Source organism: Nocardia sp. NPDC050710 (assembly GCF_040654375.1).
GTDB lineage: Bacteria > Actinomycetota > Actinomycetes > Mycobacteriales > Mycobacteriaceae > Nocardia.
This window is the reverse complement of the sequence record NZ_JBFAHV010000035.1, coordinates 24,054-37,640: the sequence shown is the minus strand read 5'-3', so window position 1 is coordinate 37,640 and position 13,587 is coordinate 24,054. Positions and strand designations below refer to the sequence as shown.

Here is a 13,587-nt window from a genome sequence, read left to right as displayed (position 1 = left end):
CGCGAACGGCCCCGGGTCGGAACCCGGGGCCGTTCGTGTACTGCGGGACGTGTCAGCCCTTGTGGGTCTTCACGGCCTCGGTCAGCTGCGGGGCGACGTTGAACAGGTCGCCCACGATGCCGTAGTCCGCGATCTCGAAGATCGGGGCCTCTTCGTCCTTGTTGACCGCGACGATGGTCTTCGAGGTCTGCATGCCGGCGCGGTGCTGGATGGCGCCGGAGATGCCGAGGGCGATGTACAGCTGCGGGGAGACCGTCTTACCGGTCTGACCGACCTGGAACTGACCCGGGTAGTAGCCCGAGTCGACGGCGGCACGCGAGGCGCCGACAGCGGCACCCAGCGAGTCGGCCAGCGCCTCGACGACCGCGAAGTTGTCGGCGGAACCGACACCGCGACCACCGGAGACGACGATGCCCGCCTCGGTGAGCTCCGGACGATCGCCACCGACGATCGGCTCGCGAGCGGTCACCTTGACGACGCCCTCTTCCTGAGCCGGGACCTCGACGGTCACCTTCTCGCCCGCGCCCGCCGGGGCCGTGGCCTCGACGGCGCCCGGGCGCACCGAGATCACCGGCACATCGCCGGTGGCCTTGGCGTCCACCGTGAAGGCTCCACCGAAGATGGAGTGCACGACGGTGCCGTCGGACTTGATGTCGATGACATCGACGAGCAGGCCGGAGCCGATGCGCGCGGCGAGGCGGCCCGACACCTCCTTGCCCTCGGCGGTGGCGGCGACGAGCACGGCGGCCGGGGAGACCGACTCGACCAGACCGGCCAGCACGTCGACCTTCGGGGTCACCAGGTAACCCTCGACATCGTCGGACTCGGCGATGTAGATCTTCGCGGCGCCGGCGGCGGTCAGCGCGTCGGCCAGCTTCTCGCCGGTGCCGGCCGGGCCGAGCACGACGGCGGCCGGTTCACCCAGCGCGGTGGCGGCGGTGAGCAGTTCGGTGCTGACCTTCTTGATCGCACCGTCGGCGTGCTCGACGAGCACAAGTACTTCTGCCATTTGTGTTCTCTCCTAAGCAGTCTCGGACGGCGTGATCAGATGATCTTCTGGCCGATGAGGTACTGGGCGATCTTGGTGCCGCCGTCGCCCTCGTCCGCGATCTTCTCGCCCGCGGTGCGCGGGGGCTTCGGGGTCGCGGCGGTGACCGCGGTGCCCGCGTTGCCGACACCCACGGTCGACGGGTCGACACCCAGGTCGGCCAGCGTGAGGGTCTGCACTTCCTTCTTCTTCGCGGCCATGATGCCCTTGAAGGACGGGAAGCGCGGCTCGTTGATCTTCTCGGTCACCGAGACGATGGCCGGGAGGGTGGCCTCCAGCTTGAAGACACCTTCGTCGGTCTCGCGCTCGCCGGTGATCTTCTCGCCGTCGACGGTCAGCTTGCGCAGGTGGGTCAGCTGCGGCAGGCCCAGGTACTCGGCGATGATCGCGGGGACCGCACCGGCGCGGCCGTCGGTGGCCTCGTTACCGGCGATGACCAGCTCGACACCCTCGACCTGGCCGAGAGCGGAGGCGAGCACCCACGCGGTCTGCACGGCGTCGGAGCCGTGGATCGCCGGGTCGTTGATGTGGATGGCCTTGTCGGCGCCCATGGACAGCGCCTTGCGAATGGCCTCGGTGGCGCGGTCCGGACCGGCGGCCAGCACGGTGACCTCGCCGCCCTGGGCCTCCTTGATCAGCAGGGCCTCTTCGACGGCACGCTCGTTGATCTCGTCGAGGACGGCGTCGGCGGCCTCGCGGTCGAGGGTGAAGTCACCGTCGGTCAGCTTGCGCTCGGACCAGGTGTCAGGAACCTGCTTGATGAGTACGACGATGTTCGGCATCGGTCTTCGTCGACCTCCTGTTCTGGGGGCGTGTATCTGGTGGTCGCACGAGCTGGGCCGTACGTCCTTGTGAAGTAGCTCGGGCGTGACACTACCCTACGCTAAGTTACCCGTGGGTAACTTACGCGCTCTGGCCGCATAAGACCGGTCCGGGCGATATTGTGCGCGGGCCCTACCAGTAACGTCGGAATGATGAGCGAGGCTGTGATCCCTGCCGCAGTGGGCGACCCGACGGTCATAACTGCGGGAACCCGGAGCGACGTCGACCCGCTGCCACTGACCGGCGAGCGCACCGTCCCCGGCATCGCCGAGGAGAACTACTGGTTCCGCCGGCACGAAATCGCCTACGCCCGGCTGCTCGACCGATGCACCGGAAAGACCGTGCTGGAGGCCGGTTCCGGCGAAGGCTACGGCGCCAACATGATCGCCGACGTGGCCGCCACCGTGATCGGCCTCGACTACGACGCGAGCGCGGTCGCGCACGTCCGCGCGCGCTACCCGCGGGTCGAGATGATCCAGGGCAACCTCGCCGACCTGCCACTGGACGATAACTCGGTCGACGTCGTGGTGAACTTCCAAGTGATCGAACACCTTTGGGATCAGGGCCAATTCCTCCGGGAATGCCTGCGGGTGCTGCGTCCCGGCGGCGAGCTGCTGATCAGCACGCCGAACCGGATTACCTTCTCACCCGGCCGCGACACTCCACTCAACCCGTTCCACACCCGCGAGCTGAATGCGGCCGAGCTGACCGAACTGCTGGTCGAGGCAGGTTTCGAGGTATCACTCATGACCGGCTTGCACCACGGCGCGAGCCTGAAGGCGTTGGACGCCAAGCACGGTGGATCGTTCATCGATGCGCAGATCGAGCGTGCCCTGGCCGGGCAACCGTGGCCCGCCGAGCTGACCGCCGACGTCGCCGCCGTCACCATCGACGATTTCGACCTGATCACCGAGGAGATCGATGCGAGCCTCGACCTGGTTGCCATCGCGGTGAAGCCTTGAGCGGAAACGAAGTTCCGGGCCAGTTCACCCTGGTCCTGCACTCCCACCTGCCGTGGCTGGCCAACCACGGCCGCTGGCCGGTCGGCGAGGAATGGTTGTACCAGTCCTGGGCGGCATCCTATCTGCCCGTGGTCGAGGTGCTGAGAACCCTTGCCGCGGAAGGCCGTTCACATATGCTGAGCCTCGGCATCACGCCGGTGCTCGCGGCCCAGCTGGACGATCCGCACTGCCTGGCGGGTATGCATCACTGGCTCGGCAACTGGCAGCTGCGCGCCGACGAGGCGGCCATGGCGGGCAACGTCGCACTGGGCCGCCACGAGCATCGACTGGCCACCGCCGCGCTCGCCGATTTCGAGCGCAACTGGCGGCACGGCGCCGCGCCGGTCTGGCGTCAACTGATCGACGCCGAGGCGATCGAGCTGCTCGGCGGGCCGCTGGCGCACCCGTTCCAGCCACTGCTCGATCCGCGGCTACGCGCATACCAGCTGGCCGAGGGCCTGGCCGACGCGCGGCACCGCTGGGGGCATACGCCCCGCGGCATCTGGGCGCCGGAATGCGGTTATACGCCGGGCATGGAGGCCGGATACGCCGCCGCCGGTGTGACGCATTTCATGGTCGATGGTCCCGCCCTGCGCGGCGACAGCAGCCTCGGGCGACCGGTCCGGGAGTCGGATGTGGTCGCGTTCGGACGCGATCTGCATGTGAGCTACCGGGTGTGGTCCCCCAAATCCGGCTATCCCGGGCACGCCGCGTACCGTGACTTTCATCACTATGATCATGCGACCGGTCTCAAACCGTCCCGCGTCACCGGCAAAACGGTGGCCGGGCCGGATAAGGCGCCCTACGACCCCGAGTTGGCGGCCACGGCCGTGGCGCGCGACGTCGACGACTTCGTGCAGACCGTGCGCGAACGCCTCATCGCGGAATCCGCGCGCATCGGCCGTCCGGCATTGGTAGTGGCGGCATTCGACACCGAACTCTTCGGGCACTGGTGGCACGAGGGTCCGCAGTGGCTCGCCCAGGTGCTGCGTGCGCTGCCCGAGGCCGGTGTCACCATCGGTACCCTGGCCGACGCCAGGGAACGCGGATTCGTCGGCGCGCCGGTGCAATTGGCCGACTCGTCGTGGGGCTCCGGCAAGGACTGGCGGGTCTGGGCCGGGGATCAGGTCCGTGATCTGGTGGACCTCAATGACGAGATCGTCCGGCTGGCACTCGACACGGTCGACAAGATGCGGGCGGCGGACACCGATTCGCTCGCGCTGCGCGATCCGGTCGCGGATCAACTACTGCGCCAAGCCATCCTGACCGTCTCCAGCGACTGGGCCTTCATGGTCAGTAAGGACTCGGCAGCGGGGTACGCCAGGGAGCGCGCGCATCAGCACGCGCATGCGGTGCGGGAGATCGCCGCCGCCGTCGGCGCGGGCCAAGTCGCCAAAGCACAGCAGTTGGCGGCAGGATGGGGTAGGGCTGACGGGCTCTTCCCCGGTTTGGACGCGAGACGACTCGGGGCAGGGCACGCCGCCGCCGCGCCGGAACAGGCCACCGCTGTCGGTTCGGAAGACAGCACTGCCGACTCGGGCGTCCCCGCGGCGCCCGCCTCGATCGCGGAATCAGGATCCGCCTCAGAAGGCCCTGCTCGAGAAAGACCCGAATGAAGATTTTGATGGTGTCGTGGGAGTACCCGCCGGTGGTCGTCGGCGGGCTGGGCCGGCACGTACATCACCTGGCTACCGAATTGGCCGCCGCAGGCCATGAGGTGGTCGTGCTTTCGCGCCGCCCCTCCGGCACCGACTCCTCGACCCACCCCACCCACTCCTTCATCGCCGAGGGGGTGCTGGTCGTCGCGGTCGCGGAGGATCCGCCGTGCTTCGACTTCGGCGAGGACATGCTCGCCTGGACCCTGGCCATGGGCCACGCGATGGTGCGGGCGGGGGTCGCGCTGGGCAAGCCGGGCATCGGTGACGGCTGGACGCCCGACGTGGTGCATGCGCACGACTGGCTGGTCGCGCACCCGGGCATCGCGCTGGCCGAGTATTACGACGTGCCGCTGGTCTCGACCATCCACGCGACCGAGGCGGGGCGGCACAGCGGCTGGGTCGCAGGCAAGGTCAACAAGCAGGTGCACTCCGTCGAATGGTGGCTCGCCAACGAATCCGACGCGCTCATCACCTGCTCGGCCTCCATGCGCGAGGAAGTGGAGCGGCTGTACGGGCCCGAGCGGATCCCGATGACGGTGATCCGCAACGGCATCGACGTCGGCGCCTGGACCTTCCGGCCACGCGCGCCGCGCTCCGGCCCACCCCGGCTGCTCTACGTCGGACGACTGGAATACGAGAAGGGCGTCCAGGACGCGATCGCCGCGCTACCGCGCATCCGCCGCGCGCACCCCGGCACCACGCTCACCATCGCCGGTATCGGCACCCAGTTCGAATGGCTGCGCGAACGCGCCCGCGTGCACCGCGTCGCGCGCGCGGTCACCTTCGCGGGGCAGCTCGATCACAGTGAACTGCTCGGCTGGCTGCACGGCGCCGATGCCATCGTGCTGCCCAGCCGCTACGAGCCCTTCGGCATCGTGGCGCTGGAGGCCGCCGCGGCGGGCACCCCGCTGATCACTTCCACGGCGGGCGGTCTCGGCGAAGCCGTGATCGACGGCGTCACCGGCGCCTCCTTCGAACCCGCTGACGTCGACGGCCTCGTCGACGCCGTCCGAGCCACCCTGGACGACCCGGCCGCCACCCAGGACCGTGCCTACGCCGCCCGCGAACGGCTCACCGCCGATTTCGCCTGGGACGTCGTGGCCGCCGAAACCGCGCTCGTCTATTCGGCCGCCAAACGACGGGTCCGCAACCCACTCGGCCGACCCACCATCGTGGAACGCCCCCTCCCCGAACGCGATCCGAACCAGCCGGCGTAGGCATGGCGGGCCGCCCGGCGCGGCCCCGCCCACGGAATCGGCCGTTGCGAGGCCGCGCGCGAATCGGTAAGCCGCACACGCCGTGTCCGGTCGAGAACCCGCGCGGTGCGGGCCGGTCAGGCCTGCTGGGTGACGCCGTTCTTCTTGCGTTCGATGTCTTCCAGTGCGGCGACATATTTCGCGCGGTCCTCGGCGCCGGCTTCCCAATCCACCTTGCGGTTCTTGACCACCTTGGCGGGGGCGCCGACGGCGATGCTGTAGTCGGGAATCTCGCCCTTGACGACGGCGTGTGCGCCGAGGACGCAACCGCGGCCGACCCGGGTCTCGCGCAGCACCGTGACCTTGGCGGCGATCCAGGTATCGGGGCCGATGCGGACCGGGCTCTTCACGATGCCCTGATCCTTGATCGGCATATTGATGTCATCCATCCGGTGGTCGAAATCGCAGATGTAGCACCAGTCGGCGACCAGGGTGGATTCACCGATCTCGATATCGAGATAGGTGTTGACGACGTTGTCCTTGCCGAAGACCACCTTGTCGCCGATGCGCAGTGAACCCTCGTGGCAGCGGATGGCGTTGCCGTCGCCGATATGCACCCAGCGCCCGATCTCCATCCGGCCCAGCTCGGGCGTCGCGTGGATCTCGACACGTTTGCCGAGGAACACCATGCCGCGCAGCACGATGTGCGGGTTGGCCGCCTTGAACTTGAACAGCCGGTAGTAGCGGACCAGGTACCACGGCGTGTACGCGCGATTAGCGAGCACCCAGCGCAGCGAAGCCACCGTCAGAAATCGCGCCTGCTGCGGATCCCGGCGACGCGAACCCCGCCACCGCGAGCGCAACGGTGCGCCCCACATGCTCGTCACGAACCGTCTCCCGTCGTGTTCCCCGGGCCCGCACCCGAGGGGTCTGTCATTGGGTACACAGAGTACTTTTGCACCGCACCCGGCAGGGTCGCGGGCATGCCCTACCGTCCGAGCACATCCCACCCCGCACGGAGCGAGTCTTACCAGCGACCCGTTCGCGGCCGTCTCGCGTCCGCGTGGTCGAAGCGCATGCGCCGCAGGCGCGAGTCTCGACCACGCGGACGCGAGACATACAGGCCGCGAACACGCGGTGCCGCAGGCACCGCCAATAAGACACAGTAGTCTTGCGAGCGGCCATCGACCCGAGGGGAGAACATCAGGTGCGAACCGGCAGCGTGCGGCCCGTATCCACACAGCCGCGATTCCGGATGCGTGCGATGGCCGCGCTGGCCGCCATCGGCGCGGTCGCGGTGAGCGGATGCGGCACCGATGTCGACGACATCACCGTCGGCGCGGGCAAGGGCTGGCCCGCCGCGTACCACGACGGCCGCAATGGCGGCGCCACCTCGGTGACCGGATCGCGGAAGGTGGCGCTGAACTGGTCGCGTCCGGTCGGCGGCCCGATCGAGAAGCCGGTGACGATCGGTCCCGAGGGGCAGTTGTTCCTCACCACCCGCACCCCGAGCGGTTGCGCCATCCTGTCGTTCCAGATGCTCACCGGTCGTAAGCGCTTCTGCAATCAGCTGGGCCCCAACGCGATCTCGTCACCCTCGGTGGTCGACGCCGCGACCAATGTCTACGTCGGCGACGACGGTGCGGTGAATGCCTTCAATTACCTCGGGCAGCCGCGCTGGCGCACTCCGGTTGCCGGGGTTCCGGTTTCGATGCAGTTCACCGGTGACGGGAAGCTGCTGACGGTGACCCAGACCGGTCAGGTCGACGTGCTGGACCGGCAGACCGGGCATCGCGAGGTCTCCACCGTGCAGCTGCTCGGCGAGCCCGACTACCTCGAGTACCCGGATCTCACCCGCCCGGCCGCGGGACAAGGACTGGACGACTGCTCGACCGGCGGCCCGCAGTGCGCGGTCGCCAATATCTCCGCCGTCGACACGAAGTCCGGCCGTTTCTTCCTCACGCTGTGGCGGCCCGGTAAGCCCACCTCGGCGCTGGTGGCGCTGCGCTACCACGACAACCGGGTCGAGCAGGAGTGGAGCGCCGACATGCTGACCGAGGGCAGCGGCACCAGCCCCACCCTCTCCGCCGACGGCGGCACCGTATATGTCGGTGACAACACCAACCGCCTGATCGCGATAGACGCCACCAACGGGCACACCAAGTGGGTGCAGCCCCTCGAATTCGCCCCACGCGGCGGCATTTCCGTCTCCGCGGGCGGGCTGATCATCCCCGCGGGCGATGAGGGCTACCTGCTGGCCCTGCGCGACACCGGCGACGCCCCCGAACTCGTCTGGGAACGCAAGGATCTCGCGCTGCGTGGCAGCCCGGTCCAAACGGGGGGCGATACCGGCTACACCGCCGCCGCCATCGGTGACGGCCTCAATCTCATCACCTTCGATACCGAGACCGGCGCCACCATCGACTCCGACGTCCTCCCCGGCGCCAAGGGCACCACCACCGGCACCTCCATCGGCGCCGAGGGCGACGTCATTCTCGCCACGCGCATCGGCGAGGTATTCGCCTTCAAACCGGAGAAGTAGTACCCACGAGCCCGGCCCATCGGCGCACTCTGGCGCGTTACCCCGGGGTGTCGGTGGCATTCGGTACCGTCGGCGCATGAACAGGTACGCGGCACTGCTGCGCGGGATCATGCCGACCAACCCGAATATGCGCAACGAGAAGCTGCGCGGGGTGTTCGAGGGGCTCGGATTCGAACGGGTGGCGACGCTGCTGTCCAGCGGCAATCTGGTGTTCCGGTGCGCGGACACCGACGCGGTGGAGTTGGAGGATCGCATCCAGCGGGCGCTCAATCGCGAGCTGGGCATTCCCGGCGGGACCATCCTGCGCAGCTATGAGGAGCTGCGCGCACTGGTCGATCGCGACCCGTTCGAGGGGCTGACACATGAGCGCGGTTCCTACCTGACGGTGACGTTCTTCAAGGATCCGAAGCCGACGGTGGAACCTCCCGACTCGGTCGACGAACTGACCCGCGTCATCGGCTATGACGCCGACGCCCGCGCATTCCTGACCGTCATCGATAACAGCAATCCGAAGACCACCGACTTCATGGCGTGGCTGGACAAGACCTACGGCAAGGACATCACCACCCGCACCTGGCTCACCGTGCAGCGCATCGTCAAGAAGTTGGAAACCTAGCGGGGCGCCGCCGAATCGAACGCGTGGGCCCCGACACAGCACCGGCCGCGTCTCGGACTGTCCTCGACATGCGATCGCGGCGAAGTGAATGGCCGCGGCGCGAATTTCCGCCCGTGAACTAAACGCCCGCGAGATCGCCGATCGAGCGATGCGCCGTGCACAGGAATACGGCGGCGGTGCGGCCGATCCGCGTGATCACCAGCGTATACGGCTGAGCGCCACGGAGTTTGAGCCGTTTGCGCAGGGCATCGGGGTCGACGTCGACACCGCGGACCAAGATCTCCAACGCGCCGCAGTCGCGCCGCGCGAGCTCCTGACGCAAGGTCTTCTCGCGCAGTTCGAGACGGTCGACGATGCGGAAGCCGCGCATGCCGTCCGGGACGCGATCGCCGGTGAGGTAGGCGATATTCGGATCCAGCTGCCACAGGCCGTATTTCGCGGCGTAGTGACGGACCAGGCCGGCACGGACGACCGCACCGTCGGGGTCGATGATCCAGGCACCGGGACCTCGTTCGGGAATCTCGTCGGATTCGGCGTCGGAGAGTTCGTAGGCCGGGCCGGAGGCCGAGAGGACGGTCGCACGACGGGTGACGCCAGGATCCGTGAGTCCCGGCGACCACAGACATGCCTCACGGACCACACCGTCCAGCGAGACCACCTCGATTTCGCCGGACCAGTCCAGGCGGCCGAAATCCAGTCCGGGAGCACATTTCACGGCGATATCGCGTCCGGCGTAGGCGGTGAGCAGATCCGGCAGCGGGGGTTGCAGTTTGGCCGGATCGTGGGTGCGGCGGCCGTCGGCGCGACGTGCCGGATCGGCGATGACGACGGTGCCGACACTGACCGGCCGTAATGCATCCGCCCTGGCCAGCAGCACATTTCGGGGTGTCGCGGTGGATGGGAGCGGACTGCTCGCCGCAGCGGGCACATACCGCAGCGCCGCGAGATTGTGCGCGGCGATCGCCAGGCGCACATCGTCCAAATCGCTGCCGAGCACCGCCGGGCAGACCCGGGCGAGTTCGGCCAGCTCCGCACCGATGGAACAGGTCACGTCGTGCACCGAGCGACCGGCCAGCCGCCCTGCCCGATGCCGGGCCACCAGCGTCGGCGTCGCCTGCTGTAGCGCGTCATCGGTGAACAGCCACGCCCCCGCGTCGCGGAGTTTTGCGCCTGCCTTGCGTCGCAGGCGCACGGTTTCGATGAGGGCCGCCGCGAATCCGGCGTATTCGCGACGCACGCGCTCCAGATCACGCAGATGCGTCGCCGGGGTGAGCTCCAGCCGTTCCACCTCGGCGAGCGCGGCGGCTCCCGACGCGCTGCCGAGGAAGGCGACGTCCTCCCGGCTGAAGCCGTACCCCACTACTTACCAGCAGCGCTGGGTTCACCCGCCCCGTCGGCTTCGCCGACTTCCATCCCCCTGGGTTTAACACCGGTGATCATGGCGTTGTAGAAGAACTGGCGCGGCACCACGCGACGCATCACGTTCTCGTCCACCCAGCTCAGGCCGAGCCATGCGCGGTACATCGCCATGCGGTAACCCATGGTGAGCTTGTCCGCGGGCACGGCGGCCTCGAAGGTACGCACCGGCCAACCCCACAGGGCGGCCGCGAACTCCTCGGTGGTGGCCTGGACATCGACCGCACCGGCCGAACGCGCCATCGACTCCAGATCCCTGGGGTCGAAGGTGTGCAGGTCCACGACCGCCTCCAGCGCCGCGGCGCGCGAGGACTCGTCGAGTTCCTCCTGCGGCCGCCGCCAACCGGCCAGCGCCGGCAGCTTGGTGACCGTGGTGGTGGCCTTCCAGGTGATGCGGCCGAGCCAGCGCGCGTAGAAGTTGCCGACGGTGGTCGGCTCGCCGGCGAATACGAAGCGCCCGCCCGGCTTCAGCACCCGCAGGCATTCCTTCAGCGCCAGTTCCACATCGGGGATGTGGTGTAGCACGGCGTGGCCGACGACCAGATCGAAGGTGTCGTCGTCGTACGGAATGGTTTCGGCGTCGGCGACCCGCCCGTCGACATCGAGACCGAGGTTCTGGGCGTTGCGCAGTGCCACCTTGACCATGCCCGGCGACAGATCGGTGACCGAACCTGATTTGGCGATACCGCCCTGCATCAGGTTCAGCAGGAAGAAGCCGGTGCCACAGCCGAGTTCGAGGGCCTTGTCGTACGGCAGCGGCGCGGGGCCGACCGCGGCGTCGAACCGTCCGCGGGCGTATTCGATACAGCGCTCGTCATAGGAGATGGACCATTTGTCGTCGTAGGTCTCGGCCTCCCAGTCGTGGTAGAGGACCTGGGCGAGCTTCGTATCCTTGAGCGCGGCTTCGACCTCGGCCTCGGTGGCGTGCGGGTTCGGCGCGGGGTCGTCGGGGTGGACCGTCATGGTCGGCAAGCCTAGCCTGTCCACCTCTCCGCGTTTCTTGCCGGTCGTCAGTTCAACTCGAGTCAGATACCGGGCCCACTGTCAGGTGCGCAAACAGTTCTGGCTGTCCCCGGCGAGTTACACATGTCCCCGCGAAATACGCGGTTACGTCGGGCAGAGCGAATATTCGACCGAGCGGTGGCATTCCCATCGCGGGCACCGCCCCTTCCGATAGAACGCGTTCCAGTATTGGATCTCCGGCGGTACCTGTATCCGATAGTCCCGCACGGTGCACACCGGCCGGCTAGCGACCCGTGAAGGCTGCCGAACCGGGACCGTCGGCGAGGGCGGACTCGGTCCCGATGCGGCGGTCTTCGGTAGTGAACAGGTGGGCCCATTCGGTGCGGGCGCGGTCGAGGCCGTGCGGGCCCGCCTCGAAGACCGCCTTGGCGGCGGCCAGCGCGCGAGCCGGGCCGTCGGTGAATCGGCGGGCCCAGCGCAGCGCGGCGTTGTAGACGTCGTCGGGTGCGACGACCTCGTCCACGAGACCGAGCTTCAGCGCTTCGTCCGGTTCGACGAAGCGGCCGGTGTAGACGAGATCTTTGGCGGGGCCCGGACCGATCAACAGCGAGAGCCGACGGATTCCCGCGAGCGGGATGAGCCCGGATTTGATCTGCGGGAGGCCGAGTTTGACATTGTCGCCGATAATCCGGCGATCAGCGCCGAGGGCCAGCTCGAGGCCGCCGCCCAGACAGTAACCGCTGATCGCCGCGACCGTCGGCTGCGGCACCTTGGCCAGACAGCCGAGCGCGGCCTGCACGTCGGCGGCCATGGCGCCGGCCTGCTCCGGGCTCAGCCGAGCCAGCTCGGCGAGATCGTCACCCGCCGAGAACACCCGCTCGTCGCCGTAGACGATCAGGGCCGCGATACCGGGATCGGCGGCCACGGTCGCGGCGGCCGCTGCCACCTCACCCGCCAACTGCACATCGAGCAGATTCATGGGCGGGCGGGCGATCCGCAGGGCGGCCACGCCACGCGCGGCGTCGCCGTCCGCCGGCTCCAGGGTCACGAATTCGGCCATGACACGCACGCTACCGCGCACCGGCCGCAACCCCGGCATCCCGACCCATCGGCTCAGTTGCGGGCAGCACCCTTGAGCCTGCTCTGGTCCGGGAGCTCGGCGAAGTAGCGCGTGTTGTCCGGGAAGGAGAGCACATGCCGGCCGTCCACCTCGGTGAGCTCCGGCATGATCGGGTCGATAACCGGCTCGGCGGCGAGAATCTCCGCGGTATCGGCGAATCGGCCGAGCGCGTCGAGCTGCGACCAGGTGGGCGGCAGCAGGATGTCGGTGCCCGCGCGCCAGCGGTCCAGGGCATCGGACGGGGTGCGCCACTGCACGTGGTCGGCCTCGGAGGTGGCGCCGTCGGCCAGTTGCCCCACGGGCAGCACGGCGACGAAGAACCGAGTGTCGTAACGGCGCGGTTCGATCACCGGGGTGATCCAATTCGCCCACGGCCGCAGCAGATCCGCGCGCAGCACCAGCTTTTCCTCGGCAAGGAACGCGGCCAGCGAGAGTTCGCGGCGCTCCAATCTGCCGCGGGCGTCGCGATATCCGGCGGTATCGGAGACAACGGTATCCGCCGTCGGACCCGCCAGCAGTACCCCGCACTCTTCGAATGTCTCGCGCACGGCCGCGCAGACCAGCGCCTTGGCCCGCGGCTCGGTGGTCGCGAATCGCTCGGCCCACCAGGCGGGCTCGGGTCCCGCCCATTCGATGTCGGCGGTGCCGTCGGACGGGTCGACGCCGCCACCGGGGAATACGGTCATACCTGCGGCAAATGCCATCGCGCCTACCCGGCGCTGCAGGAACACCTCGGGCCCGGTGTCGCCGTCGCGGACCAGCATCACCGTCGAGGCATCCTTGACCGACGGCACCGGCTGGGAGTCAGCCTGCGATTCTGTCTCACTCACCCTTGCACCCTAGCGCCCGCTTGGTGTGGGCGCGCCGCCCCGCCTCTCGCCCGGTGGCTCGGCTACGGCACCGGGCTTCCACTCCCCGAGGGTCGATGGGGGCACGGCTATGCCTACCGCGAGCAGTGCTGACGCCTACGCCGCCGCAAGCAATCCTCACGCCCACATCGCCGCGCGCGGCACGCACGCCGACATCGCCGCAGTGCTCACGCCTACACCGTCGCAAGCAATCCTCACGCCTACACCGCCGCGCGCGGCACGCACGCCCACTCACCGCACTGCTCACGCCTACACCGTCGCAAGCAATCCTCACGCCTACACCGCCGCGCGCGGCACGCACGCCCACTCACCGCACTGCTCACGCCTACACCGTCG

13 protein-coding genes are annotated in these 13,587 nt (G+C 68.6%); 6 read left to right on the top strand and 7 right to left on the bottom strand.

Going from position 1 to position 13,587, the window contains the following annotated elements; all coding sequences use genetic code 11:
* Positions 1 to 52 precede the first annotated feature (52 nt).
* Complete coding sequence (locus AB0H61_RS36205) at positions 53 to 1,009, bottom strand: electron transfer flavoprotein subunit alpha/FixB family protein (protein WP_357312676.1); 957 nt, start codon at positions 1,007 to 1,009, stop codon at positions 53 to 55.
* A 35-nt stretch (positions 1,010 to 1,044) separates the two neighbouring features.
* The gene (locus AB0H61_RS36200; RefSeq protein WP_357312673.1) at positions 1,045 to 1,830 is read right to left on the bottom strand and encodes an electron transfer flavoprotein subunit beta/FixA family protein; all 786 of its coding nucleotides are present in this window, start codon (positions 1,828 to 1,830) and stop codon (positions 1,045 to 1,047) included.
* 189 nt (positions 1,831 to 2,019) lie between these two features.
* Between AB0H61_RS36200 and AB0H61_RS36195 the strand changes: the two genes are divergently transcribed.
* The 3 genes from AB0H61_RS36195 to AB0H61_RS36185 are packed head-to-tail and all read left to right on the top strand — an operon-like array spanning position 2,020 to position 5,746.
* On the top strand, positions 2,020 to 2,832 hold the full coding sequence (locus AB0H61_RS36195) for a class I SAM-dependent methyltransferase (RefSeq protein WP_357312670.1): 813 nt from the start codon (positions 2,020 to 2,022) through the stop codon (positions 2,830 to 2,832).
* Positions 2,829 to 4,487, top strand: coding sequence for a glycoside hydrolase family 57 protein (locus tag AB0H61_RS36190; RefSeq protein ID WP_357312667.1), 1,659 nt, complete (start codon positions 2,829 to 2,831; stop codon positions 4,485 to 4,487). Before AB0H61_RS36195 ends, AB0H61_RS36190 begins: the two co-directional genes overlap by 4 nt.
* Positions 4,484 to 5,746 carry a glycosyltransferase family 4 protein gene (locus AB0H61_RS36185; RefSeq protein ID WP_357312664.1) on the top strand — a complete coding sequence of 421 codons (1,263 nt, stop codon included), beginning with the start codon at positions 4,484 to 4,486 and terminating at the stop codon, positions 5,744 to 5,746. The genes AB0H61_RS36190 and AB0H61_RS36185 overlap by 4 nt, the downstream gene beginning before the upstream one ends.
* A gap of 116 nt (positions 5,747 to 5,862) precedes the next feature.
* On the opposite strand, the gene AB0H61_RS36180 is transcribed toward AB0H61_RS36185, so the two are convergent.
* The gene (locus AB0H61_RS36180; protein ID WP_357312661.1) at positions 5,863 to 6,612 is read right to left on the bottom strand and encodes an acyltransferase; all 750 of its coding nucleotides are present in this window, start codon (positions 6,610 to 6,612) and stop codon (positions 5,863 to 5,865) included.
* A gap of 320 nt (positions 6,613 to 6,932) precedes the next feature.
* Here AB0H61_RS36180 and AB0H61_RS36175 point away from each other — a divergent pair, with 320 nt between their 5' ends.
* Both AB0H61_RS36175 and AB0H61_RS36170 read left to right on the top strand, forming a co-directional pair.
* Complete coding sequence (locus tag AB0H61_RS36175; protein ID WP_357312658.1) at positions 6,933 to 8,267, top strand: PQQ-binding-like beta-propeller repeat protein; 1,335 nt, start codon at positions 6,933 to 6,935, stop codon at positions 8,265 to 8,267.
* A 76-nt stretch (positions 8,268 to 8,343) separates the two neighbouring features.
* A complete protein-coding gene (locus AB0H61_RS36170; RefSeq protein ID WP_357312656.1) occupies positions 8,344 to 8,883 on the top strand; it encodes a DUF1697 domain-containing protein in 540 nt (179 codons plus the stop codon).
* A gap of 118 nt (positions 8,884 to 9,001) precedes the next feature.
* On the opposite strand, the gene AB0H61_RS36165 is transcribed toward AB0H61_RS36170, so the two are convergent.
* The 4 genes from AB0H61_RS36165 to AB0H61_RS36150 all read right to left on the bottom strand — a co-directional run bounded on the left by AB0H61_RS36165 (position 9,002) and on the right by AB0H61_RS36150 (position 13,146).
* The gene (locus AB0H61_RS36165; protein ID WP_357312653.1) at positions 9,002 to 10,243 is read right to left on the bottom strand and encodes a class I SAM-dependent methyltransferase; all 1,242 of its coding nucleotides are present in this window, start codon (positions 10,241 to 10,243) and stop codon (positions 9,002 to 9,004) included.
* Positions 10,243 to 11,262, bottom strand: coding sequence for a methyltransferase domain-containing protein (locus AB0H61_RS36160; RefSeq protein WP_357312651.1), 1,020 nt, complete (start codon positions 11,260 to 11,262; stop codon positions 10,243 to 10,245). The genes AB0H61_RS36165 and AB0H61_RS36160 overlap by 1 nt, the downstream gene beginning before the upstream one ends.
* 283 nt (positions 11,263 to 11,545) lie before the next feature.
* The gene (locus AB0H61_RS36155) at positions 11,546 to 12,322 is read right to left on the bottom strand and encodes an enoyl-CoA hydratase-related protein (protein WP_357312648.1); all 777 of its coding nucleotides are present in this window, start codon (positions 12,320 to 12,322) and stop codon (positions 11,546 to 11,548) included.
* A 53-nt stretch (positions 12,323 to 12,375) separates the two neighbouring features.
* Positions 12,376 to 13,146, bottom strand: a complete 771-nt coding sequence (locus AB0H61_RS36150; RefSeq protein WP_357312733.1) for an NUDIX hydrolase — start codon at positions 13,144 to 13,146, stop codon at positions 12,376 to 12,378.
* A 175-nt stretch (positions 13,147 to 13,321) separates the two neighbouring features.
* On the opposite strand from AB0H61_RS36150, the gene AB0H61_RS36145 reads away from it, so the two are divergent.
* Positions 13,322 to 13,587: hypothetical protein (locus AB0H61_RS36145; RefSeq protein WP_357312645.1), on the top strand; the 266-nt coding region annotated here is incomplete at its 3' end.

Bases quoted from the DNA above. Each gene is read 5' to 3' on its own strand.
- AB0H61_RS36205 (WP_357312676.1), bottom strand. From the start codon at position 1,009: ATGGCAGAAGTACTTGTGCTCGTCGAGCACGCCGACGGTGCGATCAAG.
- AB0H61_RS36200 (WP_357312673.1), bottom strand. From the start codon at position 1,830: ATGCCGAACATCGTCGTACTCATCAAGCAGGTTCCTGACACCTGGTCC.
- AB0H61_RS36195 (WP_357312670.1), top strand. From the start codon at position 2,020: ATGATGAGCGAGGCTGTGATCCCTGCCGCAGTGGGCGACCCGACGGTC.
- AB0H61_RS36185 (WP_357312664.1), top strand. From the start codon at position 4,484: ATGAAGATTTTGATGGTGTCGTGGGAGTACCCGCCGGTGGTCGTCGGC.
- AB0H61_RS36170 (WP_357312656.1), top strand. From the start codon at position 8,344: ATGAACAGGTACGCGGCACTGCTGCGCGGGATCATGCCGACCAACCCG.
- AB0H61_RS36160 (WP_357312651.1), bottom strand. From the start codon at position 11,262: ATGACGGTCCACCCCGACGACCCCGCGCCGAACCCGCACGCCACCGAG.
- AB0H61_RS36155 (WP_357312648.1), bottom strand. From the start codon at position 12,322: ATGGCCGAATTCGTGACCCTGGAGCCGGCGGACGGCGACGCCGCGCGT.
- AB0H61_RS36150 (WP_357312733.1), bottom strand. From the start codon at position 13,146: ATGCTGGTCCGCGACGGCGACACCGGGCCCGAGGTGTTCCTGCAGCGC.